Here is an 18,510-nt window from a genome sequence, read left to right as displayed (position 1 = left end):
GGCCTTCATGGGCCTGCCAACGCTGCAGGGTGCGCACGTCGATGCCTGCGGTCTCGCAGGCCAGGCGAAGCCGCGCACCGGCGGTGTGAGCCTTGGAGATGTTCCGGGCCACGATCTGGCGATCCCTAATCCGCCCGCAAATACGTCGGTCGCAGCGCAGATTCAATCAGAACGCAGAAGACCCACATGTGACCGGCAGCTACGCGGCGCATCGCATCCCCTCGACACGCTGTATCTGTCGCACCCGCCCCAGCATCGCTTGGCAACTCAGCTATCCGTTCGTCCGTGAAGCGCCAGACGCTCCCCCTCGTCAACTTCAGATTCGACTTCACCTGCCCCGCGCGAGCGTATCGCCCCTCTCCCGCAGTTTCACTTCGCTTCATTCGTTGCGAGCAACCATGTCGCGACCTTCCACTTGCAGGCGCGCACCCTTTGGCGGGCTCGATCGGGATAGGGCCGATCATCGCTGATCGGGCCCCTCCCACACCACCCGGCATGCGGGTCCGCACCGGGCGGTTCGAGAGGTTGAGGTCATGAGAATCTCGGGACTCCCAGGCTGTCGAAGCAGGCAATCGGCATGGCGCGGTTCAGAGCATTGGCGCTGTTGCGCCACCATCGCCGGGAGTTCGCCGCAATTCGTGCAGCCGTTTCCACGCTGGTTCCCAGCTTTCGCAGTTCGCGGAACATGGTCGGCCCACGCTTCCAGTGCTTGAGCTGCACGGCCCGCAAGCGGTGTCGCAGCCATTCGTCCAGCTCCCGCAGGACCCGGGGCGTTTGTGCCAGCCGGAAGTACGCCTTCCAGCCCGACACATAGCCCCTCAGGTCCGCGGCCATCTGTTCGAGGCTGCGGCCCCTCGTGCGACGCGTGAGCTGCCGGATACGCGCCCGCAGCTTGTCCAGTGCCTGTGTCGCCACCGCCCGCTTGACTTCCCCTATCGGGGCCGCCCACAAGCTGTAGCCCAGGAACTTGCGTCCCCACACGGACCCCCACCGCCGTCTTCGACTCGTTCACCTTCAGCGCCAGCCTCGCGTAGCAAACTCGCAAGCCTTGCAGCACCCGTTGCCCCGCTCGCCAGCTCCTGACGTGGACGTTGTCGGCGTAGCGCACGAACCTGTGGCCCCTGCGCTCCAACTCTCGACCCACTTCGTCCAGCAGCACGTTGGCCAGCAAGGGGCTCAACGGCCCGCCTCGCGGCGTGTCCTCATACCGCTCGCTGCGCCTCCGTGCGCCAGGATGCCCGCTTGCAGGTAGCGCCAGATCAGCCGCAGCACCCGCTTGTCCGCTGTCCGCTTGGCCAACCGGTCCATCAGTATGTCGTGGTTGACGCGGTCGACGAATTTCTCCAGGTCCACCTCCACCACGGTCCTGTAGCCCGCCTGCACGTGCTGTTGCGCCTCCAACACCGCCCCGTGGTTGCTGCGCCCCGGCCTGAAGCCATGGCTGTGCGCGCCGAAGGTCGGATCGACGAGGTGCAGCACCTGCAGCAGCGCTTGCTGGATCAGCCTGTCCACCACGGTCGGTATCCCCAGCTCGCGCACCCCCCTCGGTTTGGGAATGCCCACCCGGCGCACCGGACTGGGCCGGTAGCTGCCATCGAGCAATCCGTCCCGGATGGCGGGCCACGCTTGCTTGAGATATTGCGCCGTGTCCTGCACCGTGTGTCCATCGACGCCTGCGCTTGCCTTGTTGGCCTTCACGCGTTTCCACGCGCGCGCCACGTTGTCTCTGGCCAGCGCTGCCCCAGCAGGTCGCAGGCCCCGCAGTCCGTTTGCGAATGGCGCGCCAGCCCCGCTTCATCACTCACGGCTTCAGACACGGCTTCTCCGTGTCCCGCCACCGCGCGCCCGGGTTGCCCCGGCTTCTGATGCCTTGCAGGTCCAAGCGTCATGTCTCGTGACTGTCCCTCTCGTTTGGCCTTTCGCGTCCAGGTTTTGTGGCCTCTGCGGCCTGCCTTGCGTTACTACGGCCTCTGCTGACTTCTCGCTCCGCCTCCTCAGCGTCGCCCTTTCATACGACTTCGCGATCAACCGCATGACTGCGGCGGATCGCCTTGTCGTGCGGCGGCACTGTCTCCGGCGCTCCGGCCTATTCTGCACTTGATTGCAACGCCGTATCAGGCGCAAGGCCAGATCTCCCCAGGTAAGAACGCACTCCTTCACTGCACAACCGCCGGATCTACGCCACCTCGCGCCTTGATCACGAGAGCTTCGCGATTTGTGACCCGCTCGCCCTGCTCGGCAGCGCCTTCTATCCGGTTCTCGTTCATCGGCTCGCAGTTTCCCTCCACGCTTGCTCCCCACACTCGGTCGCCCTCATGCAGTTGCGCTTCGCTTCGTTCGCCGTGATCAACTTGCGGCGGGACTTACACCCGCAAGAGTGCGCCCATGTTGGGCACCCCACGAAAAAAAGCCCGGCGCGAGCCGGGCTTGAAGTGACAGCTGAATTCGATCAGTGGAACTGTTCTTCTTCGGTCGAGCCGGTCAGCGCCTTGACGCTGGACGAGCCACCCTGGATCACGGTGGTCACGTCGTCGAAGTAGCCAGCGCCGACTTCCTGTTGGTGCGACACGAAGGTGTAGCCCTTGTCGCGTGCTGCGAATTCGGGTTCTTGGACCATGTTGACGTAGTGCTTCATGCCTTCGCCGCGGGCGTAGGCGTGCGCGAACTGGAAGGTGTTGAACCAATTGATGTGGATGCCGGCGAGCGTGATGAACTGGTACTTGTAGCCGAGTGCCGACAGATCTTCCTGGAAGGAAGCGATCTGGCTGTCGTTGAGGTTCTTCTTCCAGTTGAACGACGGCGAGCAGTTGTACGACAGCAGCTTACCCGGGCAAGCGGCGTGCACGGCTTGCGCGAATTCACGGGCGAAGCCGATGTCCGGCACGCCGGTTTCGCACCACACCAAGTCGGCGTACGGTGCGTAGGCGACGCCACGGCTGATGGCTTGTTCCAGGCCGTTCTTGACGCGGTAGAAGCCTTCTTGCGTGCGTTCGCCGGTCAGGAAGGGCTTGTCGTTCGCGTCGTGGTCGGAGGTGATCAGGTTGGCGGCTTCCGCGTCGGTGCGGGCCAGGACGATGGTCGACACGCCCATGACGTCGGCTGCGAAGCGGGCCGAGATCAGCTTTTCGCAGGCTTCTTGTGTCGGCACGAGCACCTTGCCACCCATGTGGCCGCACTTCTTGACGGCAGCCAATTGGTCTTCGAAGTGCACGCCGGCAGCGCCGGAGGCGATCATGTTCTTCATGAGTTCGAAGGCGTTCAGCACGCCGCCGAAGCCGGCTTCCGCGTCAGCGACGATCGGCAGGAAGTAGTCGATGAATTCCTTGTCGCCCGGGTTGATGCCGCGGCCCCATTGGATTTCGTCAGCGCGCTTGAAGGTGTTGTTGATGCGACGGACCATCGTCGGCACCGAGTCGTACGCGTAGAGCGACTGGTCGGGGTACATGGTTTCGGATGTGTTGCCGTCGGCGGCGACTTGCCAGCCCGACAGGTACACGGCTTCGAGGCCGGCCTTGGCTTGCTGCATGGCCTGGCCAGCGCTGATGGCGCCGAATGCGTTGACGTAGCCCTTCTTGGAGCCGCCGTTGATCTTTTCCCAGAGCTTTTCAGCGCCGCGCTTGGCGAGCGTGTGCTCGATCGGCAGAGAACCGCGCAGGCGCACGACGTCAGCCGCGCTGTAGCCGCGCTTCACGCCCTTCCAGCGGGGATTGGTGGCCCAGTCTTTTTCAAGGGCGGCGATCTGTTGTTCGCGGCTCAGTTGTTCGGTGATGGTTTGGGGCATGGTCACTCCGGAGTTGGTTGATGGGTCGGCGCAGCGCGCCTTGGGGGTCTACTGTAGCGGGATTGCCTAGTCTTATGTCTTATAGAAGACATAAATTTACGCCAACAAAATCAATAAGTTACGAAAACTTCCTTCAATGTGAAACGAACTCTCTCATATTGAGAAAAATTATTGCAGCGCAACACCGCGTCATTTCATGATGCGGAATAACGTCCTCTGCCGTGAAAATGAGGCGTGCATTGCGCGAGTGCCTCGTTCAAACCGGCGCAAACCAGTCGCCGCTGTCGATCGTGCGGCGTCCTTCGATGCGGCTGGGATGGATCTCGTAGACCAGGCAATGCAATCGCTCAGCGCCGACCATCACGTCGAGCTCGCGCTTGAGGTATTCGCCAGTGCCGTCCGCCAGCACGCCCTCGAGCAAGTCGAGTTCTGCTTCGACTTCCGGCGCGATGCGATAGACCTCGCCCACGATACGTCCCTCCCCGCCCAGCACGGCGCCGGGATAGGGGCCGAGGTCATACAGCGTGCCGGCGATGATGCCGTCGCCCACGTGCTGCGGCCGCGGGCGATATCGCGCGATATCGTTGCTACCGCCCGCACGCAGGGTGCCGTAGACGAACACATGGCGGGTGGTGCGGGTTGGGTGCGGCATCATCGAACTCTTTGTCCTGAACGGCTCGCAGTCTATTGAACCCCACCACGCATACCACCGGCCAGCGCCTGCTGGCGTATGGGTGTCTCGCGCTTTGCATGTCGATGGTCGGCTGCTATGTCGCCCTCTCCAAGCCGCTGGTCGCGGCCTTTCCCGTCCTGCTGTTGGCGTGGCTGCGCTTCGGCATCGCGGGGCTCGCCATGCCGCACTGGCTGCGCCCCCCGGCCGACGAAGCGCCGATGTCGCGGCGCACGCACGGCCTGGTGTTCCTCACCTCGTTGCTGGGCAACTTCCTGTTCTCGATCTGCATGCTGTACGGCGTGAGCATGACCAGCGCGGTGTCGGCGGGCGTGATCATGGCCTCGCTGCCTGCAGTGGTCGCGGCAGCGAGCTGGATGTTCCTGCGCGAACGCATCACGCCGCGCATCGCGATGGCGATTGCCTGCGCGGCCCTCGGCATCGGATTGCTCGCACTCACGCCGGCGCATGCAGCGGCGTCGGACGCACCCAGGAATGCGATGCCAGTGCTCGGCAACCTGCTGGTGTTCTGCGCGGTGCTCTGCGAGGCTGCGTATTCGGTCATCGGCAAGTCGCTGACGGGCAAGCTGGGGCCGCGGCGGATCTCGTCGCTGATCAATCTCTGGGGCTTCGTGCTCTCGACGCCGTTCGGCATCTGGTACGCATTGCGATTCGACTTTGGCGCGGTGCACGCGAGCATGTGGCTGCTGCTCGTCGCCTATGCACTGGCTGCGAGCATCTGGACGGTGTGGCTCTGGATGACTGGGCTGCGCCAGGTTCCTGCCTCGAAAGCGGGCGTGTTCATGGTGATGTTGCCGGTGAGCGCAGCGTTCGTTGGCGTGCTGGTGTTAGGGGAAACACTGTCGCAATTGCAGGTGCTGGCTTTTGCGCTTGCGCTGCTCGGCGTGGTACTGGCCACATGGCCTGCGCGCCGACAGTGAAGCGAGGCCGTTCTCCCCCCTGAAAAAAACAACATCTCCCAATGAAAAACCCCGTTTTCCCTTGGAAACACGTTTTTTCTCATTTAGCATCCGCAGTGCCAATGGAGGCTCTGTTTTTCATTGGTGAACGTCTCATCCAAAACAAGGAATTCAATCATGGCAACTGCAAAGAAGGCTCCCGCCAAGAAGGCTCCCGCGAAGAAGGCCGCACCGGCCAAGAAAGCGGCTGCTCCGGCAAAGAAGGCTGCGCCTGCGAAGAAGGCGGCCCCGGCAAAAAAGGCTGCGCCTGCGAAGAAGGCAGCAGCTCCGGCAAAGAAGGCGGCTCCCGCCAAGAAGCGCACGCCCAACGCTGCGTTCATGAAGGCGTTGACCCCCAGCCCGGCACTCGCCGCCGTGGTCGGTTCCACCCCGCTACCGCGCACCGCCGTGGTCAGCAAGCTCTGGGACTACATCAAGAAGAACAACCTTCAGGACAAGGCCAACAAGCGCAACATCAACGCGGACGCCAAGCTGAAGGAAATCTTCGGCAAGTCGCAAGTGTCGATGTTCGAACTCGCTGCGCTGATCGGCAAGCACGTCAAGTAGGCCGCAGGCGCCCCGCGCGCTTGCCTCAAGAAGCCGGCTCTTGTGCCGGCTTTTTTTCGCCTTGAAACTGCCCGCACACCTCTGCGGATGCCCTCGGCAGCCACACGAGCAGCCGGCCGCTTCTGGCGGCCACGCACGACCGCGCTTCGCGGGTCGGGTCGACTACTTTCCCAACGCCGACTTGGTGATGCCGCTCAACGTGCCACGCGTGGTGATGATCTCGGGGTCGAGCGGTATCTCGATCAGCGTGCCGGTGTCGGCCTTCAACGCGCGCAGCAGCGCGGCTTCGAACTGGTCGGTGGCGGTCACCTGTTCGGCCGCGTAGCCGTAGGCGCGGGCGAGCGCGCAGAAGTCTGGGTTGCGCAGGGCCGTACCACTCACGTTGGTGGGGTACTCGCGTTCCTGGTGCATGCGGATGGTGCCGAACATGCCGTTGTTGAGCAGGACGATGATGCTCTTGCCGCCGTGTTGCGAGGCCGTCGCGAGCTCCTGTCCATTCATGAGGAAGTCGCCATCGCCGGCGATGGTGAAGGCGATGCGGCCGCTCACGAGGTTCGCGGCGATACCTGCGGGCACGCCGTAGCCCATGGCGCCGCTGGTGGGCGCCAACTGCGTCTTGTGGCCCTTCACGAGTCCGTGATAGCGGAAGAAGCGATGCACCCAGCTGGCGAAGTTGCCGGCGCCGTTGGTGATGGCGGCGTCCTCCGGGAGGTGCTGCTGCAGGAGCGCGACGACGGTCGCCATGTCGACCGCGCCGCGCGGGGCTTCGGGCGGGAGTCCGGGGAGCGGCTGCGGTTGCAGGTTGGCGAGGTAGTCGGCGTGAGCCGCTTCGGTCCATGCTTGCCAGGGCAGTTCGGGCGGGGCGGTGAGCACTTCGAGGCTGCGGGCGGCGGAGCTCATGCCGGCGTTGATCGCCAGGTCGGCCTGGTAGACGCGGTTGAGTTCCTCAGCGCTGGCGTGGATGTGGACCAGCTTCTGTTTCGACCTCGGGGCTTCGAGCAGGGTGTAGCCGCTGGTCGTCATCTCGCCGAGGCGCGGGCCGATGGCGATGATGAGGTCGCTGTCCTTCACGCGCTGGGCGAGCTTGGGGTTGATCGCGATGCCGACGTCGCCAGCGTAAAGCGCGTGGTGGTTGTCGAAGGTGTCCTGGAAACGGAAGGCATTGCCGACCGGCAGTTGCCAGTTCTCGGCAAAGCGCTGCAGGGCCTGGGCCGCCTGTGGGGTCCAGCCACTGCCGCCGGCGATGACGAACGGACGCTTGGCGGCGAGCAGCATCTCGCGCAGCGTGCGCAGGGCGCCGGGGTCGCTCCACGGTTGCACCGCCTCGACGCGTGGCAGGGGCTGGGCGGTGGTCATGGAGCGCAGCATGTCCTCGGGCAAGACCAGCACGACGGGGCCAGGACGGCCGTTCATCGCGGTGGAGAAGGCGCGCGCGACGTACTCGGGGATGCGGCTGGCATCGTCGATGCGCTCGACGCGTTTGGCGAAGCCCTTGGTGCTGGGGCCGAAGAAGCTGCCGTAGTCGACTTCCTGGAAGGCTTCGCGATCGCGGAAGTCACTGCCCACATCGCCGATGAACAGCACCATCGGCGTGGAGTCCTGGAAGGCGTTGTGCACGCCGATCGATGCATTGGTGGCGCCCGGTCCGCGCGTGACGAAGCAGATGCCGGGGCGGCCGGTGATGCGTGCGTGCGCGTCGGCCATGAAGGCGGCGCCGCCCTCCTGGCGATTGACGATGAAGCGGATCGCGTCGCCATGCGCATGGAAGCCGTCGAGCACGGCGAGGAAGCTTTCGCCGGGCACGCCGAAGGCATGGGTGACGCCTTGCGCGACGAGGCAGGACACGAGCAGGTGGCCGGCCATGACGGGGGTTGTGGCGGCGCCGGCAATGGCGTCTTGCGGGAGGGTGGGGTTGGCTTGTGTCACTCGGGCCTCTTGATGTGGTGAGCGATTATGGGGAACGCGCAATTCACCGTGGCCCCTCGGGAAAACGATGTGGCACCTATTCACGACGCGGTGAATTATGGCCGCCATGTTGAGTCCCGCAACCGTGTTGTCGACGACTGACGCAGCCCCTGCCGAACTGCGCAGCCGCAACGCGGACCGCACGCAGCAGGAGATCCTGAAGGCTGCGACGCAGGAGTTCTCGACGGCCGGCCTGGGGGGCGCGCGCATGGAGCGCATTGCGGCGCTGGCAGGTGTCAACAAGCGGCTGGTGTACTACTACTTCGAGAGCAAGGAACTGCTCTTTCTCTCGGTGCTCGAGGACACCTATGCGCGCATCCGCGCGGCCGAGCGCACCTTGCGGCTGGAGAACCTGGAGCCCGCCACGGCCGTGCGCCGGCTGGTCGAGTTCACCTGGGATTACTACCTCGAACACCCGGAATTCCTTGCGCTGCTGAACAGCGAGAACCTGCACCACGCCTGCCACCTGCAGCGCTCGTCGCACATCCAGGAGATGAACTCGCCGCTGGTGCAACTGTTGCGTGATGTGGTGGATCGCGGCCAGCGCGATGGACTGTTTCGCGAGGGCGTGGACCCGGTGCAGCTCTACATCTCGATCGCTGCGCTTTGCTATTTCTATCTGTCCAACAACCCGACGCTGTCGACGATCTTCGGGCGCGACCTGCGCACGCCGGCGGCGCTTTCGGAGCGGCTTTCGCACATGACGGATGTGGTGATGGGGTATCTGTTGCGCAAGTAGCAGCGTGAGTGGGCAATTCACCAGGGAGTTAACGACAACGGCGGAGAGATCCAATGGATCCGTTCGACGCGGCGTATTACCGGCATCACGGGCACCTGACGGTGAATGGCGTTTTCCAGTCCGACGAGATGGACGGCGTGGTGCGCGACATCCAGGCCTGGGGCGAGTCCTTCCTGCAGACGCTGCCTGCGGAGCAACGCGCCTGGTACATCGACGGCGGCGTGACTGCGCGCACGGTGCTGCGCAAACTCGACAACCCGCATGCGCATCGGCCCGCGGTGCAGGCGCTGGCGCGCGATCGACGGCTGCTGGACCTGGTGGAAGCCTTCATCGGGCCGGGCGTGTCGGTGTACTTCAGCCAGATCTTCTTCAAGCCACCGGAAGGCGGCGGGCCCAAGCCGGCGCACCAGGACAACTTCTACTTCGGCCCGGCCGACCCCGAGGGCGTGGTGACGGCATGGATCGCGCTCGACGATGCGACGCTGGAGAACGGCTGCCTCTACTTCGGCGACGGGACCAACCAGGGGCCGGTCTATGGGCATTTCGCGCCGGAGGGGGAGCCGTTCAACCTGCAGATTCCGCCTGACATCCTGGCACGGCAACCGATGGTGCCGGCGCCGGTGCGCAAGGGCGGCGTGAGCTTTCACCATGGCAACACCTTCCACTGCTCCGGGTCGAACAACAGCAGCAAGTGGCGCCGCGCCTGCGCACTGCATTTCGTCAGCGACGGCAACAGCTTCGACACGCCCGCCCTGCCCTACGACCATTCGCTGAAGTTCCGGGTGTCATGAGATGAGGCACTGGATGCATCCGGCCACGCGGCCGTTCTGGCTGATCCTGATCCTGCTGGTGCTGTGGGACATCGCGATCCGCGTGTTCAAGATCCCGCCCTACCTGATCCCGCCGCCGCTCGCGGTGGTGAAGCAGTTGTTCACCGAATGGCCGATGCTGCTGCGCGAGATGATGCCGACGCTCTGGGCCACGCTGGGCGGCTTCGCGGCCTCCGCGATCATCGGCGTGCCGATCGCGATGTGGATCGCGTATTCGCGGCTGGTCGAGAGCTTCGTGTATCCGCTGCTGGTGTTCTCGCAGTCCGTGCCGAAGGTGGCGATCGCGCCGCTGTTCGTCGTGTGGTTCGGCTTCGGCATCGTGCCGAAGGTGATTGCGGCCTTCCTGCTGGGATTCTTTCCGGTGGTGGTGTCGACGGTGCAGGGCTTCAAGTCGGTCGAGCCCGATGTGATCGACCTGGCGCGGTCGATGGGCGCCAACGGCTTCAAGATCTTCCTCAAGTTTCGCCTGCCGCATGCGCTGCCGGCCATCTTCAGCGGGCTGAAGGTGTCGGTCACGCTGGCCGTGGTCGGCGCGGTGGTGGGCGAATTCGTCGGCTCCAACTCGGGCATCGGCTTCGTGTTGCAGCGCGCGACCGGCACCTTTGACCTGCCACTCATGTTCGCCGCGCTGGTGGTGCTGTCGATGATGGGCGTGGTGCTGTTCCTCATCGTCGAACTGGTCGAGCGCTGGCTGATGCCCTGGCATGCGTCGCAGCGCCATGACGTGCTGCAGGCCACGACCTGATCCCCCGATTTCTTTCGCAACCTCAACCCACAGGAGACACAGCATGGAACGTCGCAACTGGATTCGGATGGTGGCCGCCGCGGCACTGGCAGCGGGGCTGGCACCGGCTGCGATGGCGCAGCAGCGCGAGAAGGTCACGCTGCTTCTCAACTGGTACGTCTACAGCGAGCATGCGCCCTTCTTCATCGGCAAGGCCAAGGGCTTCTATGAGGCGGAGGGCATCGACCTCGACATCCAGGAGGGCCGCGGCTCGGCCGTGTCGATCCAGGCGGTGGCGGCCAATTCCGCCACCTTCGGCTATGTCGATGTGCCGACGATGATCAAGGCGGCGACCAAGGGTGCGCCGGTGAAGGCGGTGGGCGTCGCCTTGCAGGTGAGCCCGATGGCGGCCATGGGCTTCAGCGAGAAGAACATCAAGACGCCGCAGGACATCGTCGGCAAGACAGTGGCCATGACGCCGGGCGATTCGATGAGCCAGATCTGGCCGCTGTTCCTGAAGAAGACCGGCTTGCAGGAGGGGCAGTACAAGGTGGTGTCGGGCGACGCGCAGACCAAGCTCAATGCCGTCATCAACGGCCAAGCCGACCTGCTGCTGGGCTATGTGATGGACCAGAACATCAAGGTGCAGGACGCCACGAAGAAGCCGGTGACGGTCATTCGCTTCGCCGACTATGGCGTGACGCTGGTCAGCTCCGGCATCGTGGCGCACAAGGACACGCTGGCCAACAAGCCCGACCTGGTGAAGCGCTTCATGCGCGCGACGACCAAGGCCTTCGAGGAAACGGAGAAGGCGCCCGAGGCCGCGATCGACGCCATGCTGGCGGCCAACAGCAAGGCTGGCCAGCGCGACACGCTGATCGTCGGCATCAAGCTGACGACGCCGCTCTATCACTCGGCTGAGACCAAGTCGCAGCGGCCGTTGCGCGCGTCGATGAAGGACATCAACGAATCGCTGGACCTGCTGGTGCAGTACGGCGGCCTGGTGACGGCCTCGCGCGGCAAGGCGGAGGACTGGGTGACGAACGAATTCCTGCCGCAATGAGCGTGCCTGTCGTTTCCGCGCCGCACCGTCCGGAGCAAGCGCGCACCCGCTTCGGCCTCAGCCAGCACACAAGGTGCAGGGCGTGGGAGCCGACATGACCGCCATCGTCATCCCGCTCGACCCGACCGAGCGCGCAGCGCAAGCGGTCGCGCCCGTATTGATCGAAGGGCACGGCGTCAGCAAGACCTACCGCACCCGCGATGGCGACGTGGAGACGCTGAAGCCGCTCGACTTCCAGATCCGCGCCGGCGAGTTCGTCTCGGTGATCGGGCCGTCGGGCTGCGGCAAGAGCACGCTGATGAAGATGGTGGCCGGCCTGCTGCCGATCAGCGGCGGCGAGTTGAAGCTTTCTGGCAAGCGGGTCCACGGACCGCAGACCGACATCGGCATCGTGTTCCAGAGCGCCCTGCTGCTACCTTGGCGCACGGTGATCGACAACATCCTGCTGCAGGCGGAGATCCGCGGCTTGCCCAAGGCCGCGGCGCGTGAACGCGCCGACAAGCTGATGTCGATGGCCGGCCTGCAAGGCTTCGAGAACAAGTACCCCTGGCAGCTCTCCGGCGGCATGCAGCAGCGCGTCGCGATCCTGCGGGCCCTGCTGCACGACCCGCCGGTGCTGCTGATGGACGAGCCCTTCGGCGCACTCGACGCGATGACGCGCGAGAAGATGAACGTCGAACTGCAGCGCATCTGGATGGCCGCGGGCAAGACCGTGCTCCTCATCACGCACAGCATTCCGGAGGCGATCTTCCTGTCGGACCGCGTCTTCGTGATGAGCGAGCGGCCGGGCCGCTTTGCCGCGGTGTACGACATCGACCTCCCGCGCCCGCGCGCGCTCGACGTGATGGGCAGCGCGCAGTTCGCCGCCCATGCCAGGACGCTGCGCGCGCACTTCTTTGCGCACGGCAACCTCGATTGAAATGAAGCCCGCTCCCGACTGCGCCGGCGGCGCCACGAGAAGCTGCCATGCCTGACGCATCCACCGCGCCCACGGTACGCGTGCTCGACGTGGCCTGCGGCGTGCGGCCGATGACGCTGCGCCTGCCATTCAAGTTCGGCGCTGCCACGCTCACACGCTGCCCGCAACTTTTCTTGCGGGCCGTCGTGGATTGCGGCGCGCATGGCACCACGACCGGTTGGGCCGCGGAGATGATGGTGCCGCGCTGGTTCGACAAGCGCAGCGGACCGAGCCTCGCCGGCAACGTGCGCGACCTGCAACTGGCCGTGGCCGCCGCGGCCGATGCCTACACCCACAGCGCCGCGCAGCCCGCTTTCGGCCTTTTCGAGCGGCACTACCCGGAGTTGATGGCGGAAGGCACTTTCCGGGACTCGACCGAGCTGTCCACCGCGTTCGGACAGGCCGTACTCGACCGCGCGGTGCTCGACGCGCTGTGTCGCGCCACCCGAAGCTCCGTCTACGGCGCGATCCAGCGCAACTTGGTCGGCCTCACCGACACCGCGATTGCCGCCGACATGGCCGACTGGGACTGGAACAACTGGCTGGCCGCTCTCATTCCTTCGACGACATTGCACGCCCGCCACACCATTGGCATGCTCGATGCGCTCACCGACGAGCGCGACGCGGACCCCACCGCGCTGCCCGTGGGCCTGCCGGCGGTCGTGCGCCGCTACGGCCATCGCTACTTCAAGATCAAGCTCGGCGGCGATGTGGCCGCCGACCTGGCACGGCTCGATGCGGTCCTGACCACGCTGGACAGCGAGCAGCCGGGCCATTGCTTCACGCTCGACGGCAACGAGCAATATGCCGACACCGACGCGCTGGCGGCGTTGTGCGAAGGCCTGCGTACCCTGCCCCGACTGGCCGCGCGACCCGACGCCCTGCTCTACATCGAGCAACCACTCGCGCGCGACGCCAGCCTGGAAGCCGACCTTGCATCACTCGACAGTCCGGCACCCTTGCTGCTGGACGAAGCCGACGGCTCGCTCGCCGCGTTCCCATCGGGTCGTAGCGCAGGATGGCGCGGCGTGTCGAGCAAGGGCTGCAAGGGGCTCTACAAGTCGATCATCAACCGCGCTCGCTGCGACAAGTGGAACGCACGAGCGCCAGACGGTCCCCGCTACTTCATGTCAGCCGAGGACCTCACCTGCCAGGCCGGCCTTTCCGTGCAGCAGGACCTGGCGCTGGCCGCGCTGCTCGGCCTGACGCATTGCGAGCGCAACGGCCATCACTACGTCGACGGCTTCGGCGACGCGCCCGAGCAGGAACAGATCGCCTTCGCCGTCGCGCACATGGGCTTGTACCAGGCGGCATCCGGGCGCGCCCGGCTCGCCATCCGTGACGGCCGCATCGCCATCCAGTCGCTCGCGCGCACGGGTTTCGCCTCCAGCGCGGTCCCCGACTTCGACAGCCTGCGCCCCCTGGCCGACGCGCCGCTTCTCGTCTAGTTCCAACCGGAGACATCGACCCCATGGCAACCCAACGACTCGGAATCATCATGCACGGCGTGACAGGACGCATGGGCACGAACCAGCACCTGATCCGCTCGATCTGCGCCATTCGCGCGCAGGGCGGCGTCGCGCTGTCGAACGGCGACAGGGTGGTGCCGGACCCGATGCTGGTCGGCCGCAATGCTGCGAAAGTCGAGGCACTGGCCAAGGCCCACGGCGTGACGCGCTGGGGCACCGATCTCGATGACGCACTGGCCAACCCCGACGACACGGTGTTCTTCGATGCCGGCACCACGGTGATGCGGCCGGCGCTGCTGGCCAAGGCGATTCGCGCGGGCAAGCATGTGTACTGCGAGAAGCCGATCGCCACCAACCTCAACGAGGCGGTTGAGATCGCGCGCCTCGCGCAAGGCTCCGGCCTCAAGCACGGCGCGGTGCAGGACAAGCTCTTCCTGCCCGGCCTGCGCAAGCTCGACATGCTGCGCCGGGCCGGTTTCTTCGGCCGCATGCTGAGCGTGCGCCTGGAGTTCGGCTACTGGGTGTTCGAGGGCGACCTGCAGCCGATCCAGCGGCCGAGCTGGAACTACCGCCAGGAGGATGGCGGCGGCATGATCCTCGACATGATGTGCCACTGGCGCTACGTGCTGGACAACCTGTTCGGCGAGGTGAAGTCGGTGTCCTGCCTGGGCACCACACACATCCCGAAGCGCTGGGATGAAGCCGGGCAGCCGTATCAAGCCACGGCCGACGATGCGGCCTATGCGACCTGCCAACTGATCGGGCATCAAGGCGAACCGGTCATCGCGCAACTCAACATGAGCTGGGCCACGCGCGTGCGACGCGACGACCTGGTGACCTTCCATGTCGACGGCACCGATGGCTCGGCCGTCGCGGGGCTGTCGACCTGCCGTGCGCAATCGCGCGTGGCCACGCCGCGGCCTGTGTGGAACCCCGACGAGAGGCAGGGCATGGACTTCTTCGGCCAATGGCAGGAGATCCCGGATTCGCAGGTCTACGACAACGGCTTCAAGATCCAGTGGGAGCACTTCATCCGCCACGTGATGGAAGACGCGCCGTACCGGTGGACGCTGCCCGAGGGCGCGAAAGGCGTGCAGTTGGTCGAGGCCGCGCTGGAGAGCTGGAAGGAGCGACGCTGGGTCGACGTGTCCCCGCTGCACGTATGAACGACATGGCCCTGACGCTCAACCTTCCTGTCGAGAGCGGTGCGCTCGTGCCCTATACGCTTCGTGGCGACGTGCCGGTGAAGCCGCGCGCCGGCATCGCGTTCAACCGCATCGCCTACTCGGCCGCGCACGTCGTGGCCGATCCGCTGGCCGCGGTCGATCCCTGGCTGCAGGCCACGGTCGACTGGGACGCGACCCTCGCCTATCGCCGCCACCTGTGGTCGCTCGGCCTGGGCGTGGCCGAGGCGATGGACACCGCGCAGCGCGGCATGGGGCTGGACTGGCCGACCTCGCTGGAGTTGATCCGCCGCTCGCTCGATGCTGCGAAAGATACGCCCGGCGCGCTGGTCGCATCAGGCTGCGGCACGGACCACCTGGACATCGACAAGGTGAAAGGTGTCGACGACGTGATCCGCGGCTACGAGGAACAGATGGCGGCGATCGAGGCACTCGGCGGCAAACTCATCGTCATGGCCAGCCGCGCGCTGGCCCGTGTCGCGACGAGCCCGGCCGACTATGAACGCGTGTACGACCGCATCCTGTCGCAGGCGAGGCAACCCGTGCTGCTGCACTGGCTCGGCGACATGTTCGATCCGGCGCTCGCGGGCTACTGGGGCTCGCATGATGTCGACGCCGCGATGGACACCGCGCTCGGCATCATCGCGGCGCACCCCGACAAGGTCGACGGCATCAAGATCTCGCTGCTCGACAAGGACAAGGAGATCGCGATGCGCCGCCGCCTGCCCACAGGCGTGCGCATGTACACCGGCGACGACTTCAACTACGCCGAACTGATCGCCGGGGACGGCCACGGCAGCGAGCCGACGCACGGCCGGAGCGACGCGCTGCTGGGCATCTTCGATGCGATCGCCCCGGCCGCCAGTGCCGCGCTCGGCGAACTCGCGCAAGGCAACGTCGACCGCTTCCACGCGATCCTCGGCCCGACGGTGCCGCTGTCGCGCCACATCTTTGCGGCGCCCACGCGCTTCTACAAGACGGGCGTGGTCTTCATGGCCTGGCTCAACGGCCACCAGTCGCACTTCACCATGGTTGGCGGACAGCAGAGCACGCGATCGCTGCTGCACCTGGCCGAACTGTTCCGGCTGGCCGATGCCGCAAACCTGCTGGAGCAACCCGACCTGGCCGTGCATCGCATGAAGACCTTGCTGGCGATGCATGGCTTAGAGTAGTGTGATGCGCGATTTCTCCAACGACCACCACTGGCTTTCCATCAACACCGCAACCGTGCGCAAGCAACGGGGCATCGAGGTCCCGCTCGACCGCATCATCGACCAGTGCGCCGAGCGTGGCATCCGCGCGATCGCCCCCTGGCGCGACCAGGTCATGGCGGCTGGGCTCGACAAGACTGCGAAGCAACTCAAGGCACACGGTATCGGCCTCTCCGGCTATTGCCGCGGCGGTTTCTATCCGGCGCCCGACGCGGCCGGCCTGAAGGCCGCGCTCGACGACAACCGCCGCGCCATCGACGAGGCCAAGACCCTGGACGCGCCTTGCGTGGTGCTCGTGGTCGGCGGCCTGCCCGGCGCGCTCGAAGGCAAGGTCGCGTACAGGGACATCGGCCGCGCGCGCGGCGAGGTGTTCGACGGCATCGCGGCCTCGCTCGAATACGCACGCGAAGTCGGCATGCCGCTGGCCATCGAGCCGCTGCATCCGATGCAGGCGGCCGACCGCGCTTGCATCAACACGCTCGAACATGCGCTCGACATCTGCGACGAACTCGACCCGCAGCAGACCGGCATGCTCGGCGTGGCGCTCGACATCTATCACGTCTGGTGGGACCCCAAGCTGGAGCAGCAGACCGCACGCGCCGGCAAGCAGCGCTTGCTGGCCTACCACCTTTGCGATTGGCGCACGCCCACGCGCGACCTGCTGACCGATCGCGCCATGATGGGCGACGGCGTGGTCGAACTGAAGAAGGTGCGCGGCTGGGTCGAGGCCGCCGGCTTCGAAGGCTTCTGCGAAGTCGAGATCTTCTCGTCGCTGGACTGGTGGCAGCGCAGCGGCGAAGAGACGCTGGACACCTGCATCGAGCGGCACCGCAACTGCGTTTGATTCGAGGCTGCAGGAACCGGAGCGCTCGACGCAGAAGGACATCCAAAAGGTAATTTGGGCATTCCGCTTGCCATGGCCAACCCGAACCTCGATGACTTGCGCCGCTATGCCGTCGCGCGCACGCTGTTCAGGCCCACCACCCTGCCGCGCGCGATTCAGCGCCTTGGTTTCGTGCAGGCCGATCCCATCCGTGCGCCGGCGCGTGCTCAAGACCTGACGCTGCGCCACCGCGTCAAGGACTACCGCGCCGGCGATCTCGAGCGCAAATACAGCCGCCTGGCCATCGAGGAAGACTGCCTCGTCAACTACGGCTTCCTGCCGCGCGAGCACCTGGCGCTGATGCACCCGCGCGAAGCGAAGCAGCCATGGGACGAGCCGACCCGACGCAAGGCCGAAGAGGTGCTGGCTTTCGTGCGCGAACAAGGGCGCGTGCATCCGCGCGAGGTCGAACTGCACTTCGCGCACGGCCGCGTCAAGAACTACTGGGGCGGCTCCAGCAACGCCACCACGCACCTGCTCGACGGCATGCACTACCGCGGCATGTTGCGCGTGGCCCGGCGCGACAGCGGCACGCGCGTCTACGAAGCCGTGACGCACCTGCCCCCAGACGACAGCCCCGGCGGCCGCGCGCAACGCGCCGCCGCGCTGGTCGAGTTGATCGTGCGCAAGTACGCGCCGCTACCGGCCGCGAGCCTGACCTACCTCGTGCGTCTGCTCGGCTACGGCGCCCCGCACCTGGCAGAACAGACGCAGACCGCGCTGCGCCTTGCGCGCGAGCACCTGGCAAGCAGCACGATCGACGGCACCACCTGGTACTGGCCGGGCGACGAGAACCCCGCCTCGCGCCGGCATGCGCCCGACGATGCGCTGCGCCTGCTCGCCCCCTTCGATCCGGTGGTGTGGGATCGTCGCCGCTTCGAGTTGCTCTGGGGCTGGCGCTACGTCTTCGAGGCCTATACCCCCGCACCGAAGCGGCAGTTCGGCTACTACGCGCTGCCGGTCTTGTGGCACGACCGCGTGATCGGCTGGGCCAATGTGACGGCCAGCGGCGGCTCGCTCCACCCTGGCTTCGGCTACGTCGCCGCGCAACCACGAGGCGCGGCCTTCCGCTCGGCGCTCGATGACGAACTGCAGCGCATGACGCAGTTCCTGCAGAGCCCCCAGCCGTAACTCGCCCAGCCCGCCCCCGCCGAAGATCGAGCGCGCTCCTCGCCGCTGACTCGTGCGCCGTGGGGTCTTGCGCCCTGCGTGACAGCGCAATCCAGCCAGCATGCCTAGAATTCGATCCGCTCCCGCGCAAGCGGGGGCGAAGCGTTCTCAGGGCGGGGTGTAATTCCCCACCGGCGGTGATGGCGGCGAAAGCCGCACGAGCCCGCGAGCGCCTGGCCTCCTCGAGGTTCAGGGTCAGCAGATTTCGGTGCGATTCCGAAGCCGACGGTTGGGCACTGCGCAAGCAGTTCCCTAGAGTCCGGATGAAAGAGAGCGCGAATCGCAGGCCGGGCTGCGCGCTTTTGGGCGCAGTCGGGTCCGTGCTTTCGTGCGCCCT

At 65.9% G+C, this 18,510-nt stretch carries 15 protein-coding genes, 1 pseudogene and 1 riboswitch; of the genes and pseudogenes, 12 read left to right on the top strand and 4 right to left on the bottom strand.

All coding sequences use genetic code 11. The features are described from left to right. Nucleotides 1-531 precede the first annotated feature (531 nt). The 3 genes and pseudogenes from ltrA to WKW82_RS25430 all read right to left on the bottom strand — a co-directional run bounded on the left by ltrA (nucleotide 532) and on the right by WKW82_RS25430 (nucleotide 4,433). Nucleotides 532-1,889: pseudogene (gene ltrA, locus WKW82_RS25440) on the bottom strand (group II intron reverse transcriptase/maturase). A gap of 560 nt (nucleotides 1,890-2,449) precedes the next feature. Next, nucleotides 2,450-3,781: an isocitrate lyase gene (gene aceA / locus WKW82_RS25435; RefSeq protein ID WP_340345187.1), complete on the bottom strand. Its 1,332-nt coding sequence runs from the start codon at nucleotides 3,779-3,781 to the stop codon at nucleotides 2,450-2,452. A gap of 256 nt (nucleotides 3,782-4,037) precedes the next feature. Further along, the gene (locus tag WKW82_RS25430) at nucleotides 4,038-4,433 is read right to left on the bottom strand and encodes a gamma-glutamylcyclotransferase family protein (protein WP_422823580.1); all 396 of its coding nucleotides are present in this window, start codon (nucleotides 4,431-4,433) and stop codon (nucleotides 4,038-4,040) included. A gap of 98 nt (nucleotides 4,434-4,531) precedes the next feature. Here WKW82_RS25430 and WKW82_RS25425 point away from each other — a divergent pair, with 98 nt between their 5' ends. Continuing rightward, nucleotides 4,532-5,392 carry a DMT family transporter gene (locus WKW82_RS25425; protein ID WP_340345206.1) on the top strand — a complete coding sequence of 287 codons (861 nt, stop codon included), beginning with the start codon at nucleotides 4,532-4,534 and terminating at the stop codon, nucleotides 5,390-5,392. A gap of 156 nt (nucleotides 5,393-5,548) precedes the next feature. Further along, nucleotides 5,549-5,977 (top strand): SWIB/MDM2 domain-containing protein, encoded by a 429-nt coding sequence (locus WKW82_RS25420; protein WP_340345185.1) that lies wholly within the window; start codon nucleotides 5,549-5,551, stop codon nucleotides 5,975-5,977. Between the two features lie 162 nt (nucleotides 5,978-6,139). Here the strand turns inward: WKW82_RS25420 and WKW82_RS25415 are convergent, their stop codons facing one another. Continuing rightward, the gene (locus WKW82_RS25415; protein WP_340345205.1) at nucleotides 6,140-7,840 is read right to left on the bottom strand and encodes a thiamine pyrophosphate-binding protein; all 1,701 of its coding nucleotides are present in this window, start codon (nucleotides 7,838-7,840) and stop codon (nucleotides 6,140-6,142) included. 169 nt (nucleotides 7,841-8,009) lie between these two features. On the opposite strand from WKW82_RS25415, the gene WKW82_RS25410 reads away from it, so the two are divergent. The 10 genes from WKW82_RS25410 (at nucleotide 8,010) to WKW82_RS25365 (ending at nucleotide 18,134) form a co-directional block, all read left to right on the top strand. After that, complete coding sequence (locus WKW82_RS25410; RefSeq protein ID WP_340345184.1) at nucleotides 8,010-8,681, top strand: TetR/AcrR family transcriptional regulator; 672 nt, start codon at nucleotides 8,010-8,012, stop codon at nucleotides 8,679-8,681. A gap of 53 nt (nucleotides 8,682-8,734) precedes the next feature. Next, nucleotides 8,735-9,472, top strand: a complete 738-nt coding sequence (locus WKW82_RS25405; RefSeq protein ID WP_340345183.1) for a phytanoyl-CoA dioxygenase family protein — start codon at nucleotides 8,735-8,737, stop codon at nucleotides 9,470-9,472. 13 nt (nucleotides 9,473-9,485) lie between these two features. Further along, complete coding sequence (locus WKW82_RS25400; protein WP_340345182.1) at nucleotides 9,486-10,256, top strand: ABC transporter permease; 771 nt, start codon at nucleotides 9,486-9,488, stop codon at nucleotides 10,254-10,256. Nucleotides 10,257-10,299: 43 nt separating this feature from the next. Beyond that, nucleotides 10,300-11,298, top strand: coding sequence for an ABC transporter substrate-binding protein (locus tag WKW82_RS25395; protein ID WP_340345181.1), 999 nt, complete (start codon nucleotides 10,300-10,302; stop codon nucleotides 11,296-11,298). Between the two features lie 94 nt (nucleotides 11,299-11,392). Then, nucleotides 11,393-12,217: an ABC transporter ATP-binding protein gene (locus WKW82_RS25390; RefSeq protein WP_340345180.1), complete on the top strand. Its 825-nt coding sequence runs from the start codon at nucleotides 11,393-11,395 to the stop codon at nucleotides 12,215-12,217. Between the two features lie 47 nt (nucleotides 12,218-12,264). Continuing rightward, a complete protein-coding gene (locus WKW82_RS25385) occupies nucleotides 12,265-13,704 on the top strand; it encodes an enolase C-terminal domain-like protein (protein ID WP_340345179.1) in 1,440 nt (479 codons plus the stop codon). A 23-nt stretch (nucleotides 13,705-13,727) separates the two neighbouring features. Beyond that, complete coding sequence (locus WKW82_RS25380) at nucleotides 13,728-14,891, top strand: Gfo/Idh/MocA family protein (protein ID WP_340345177.1); 1,164 nt, start codon at nucleotides 13,728-13,730, stop codon at nucleotides 14,889-14,891. 5 nt (nucleotides 14,892-14,896) lie between these two features. After that, entirely contained in the window at nucleotides 14,897-16,081 is a 1,185-nt protein-coding gene (locus WKW82_RS25375; RefSeq protein ID WP_340345176.1) for a dihydrodipicolinate synthase family protein, read from the top strand. 4 nt (nucleotides 16,082-16,085) lie between these two features. Then, on the top strand, nucleotides 16,086-16,964 hold the full coding sequence (locus WKW82_RS25370) for a sugar phosphate isomerase/epimerase family protein (protein ID WP_340345174.1): 879 nt from the start codon (nucleotides 16,086-16,088) through the stop codon (nucleotides 16,962-16,964). A 72-nt stretch (nucleotides 16,965-17,036) separates the two neighbouring features. After that, entirely contained in the window at nucleotides 17,037-18,134 is a 1,098-nt protein-coding gene (locus WKW82_RS25365) for a DNA glycosylase AlkZ-like family protein (RefSeq protein WP_340345172.1), read from the top strand. A gap of 139 nt (nucleotides 18,135-18,273) precedes the next feature. Then, nucleotides 18,274-18,452: riboswitch (FMN riboswitch) on the top strand. Nucleotides 18,453-18,510 lie beyond the last annotated feature (58 nt).

The organism is Variovorax rhizosphaerae, from assembly GCF_037889975.1.
Classification (GTDB): Bacteria; Pseudomonadota; Gammaproteobacteria; order Burkholderiales; family Burkholderiaceae_C; genus Variovorax; species Variovorax rhizosphaerae.
This window is presented reverse-complemented; position numbering and strand designations above follow the sequence as displayed.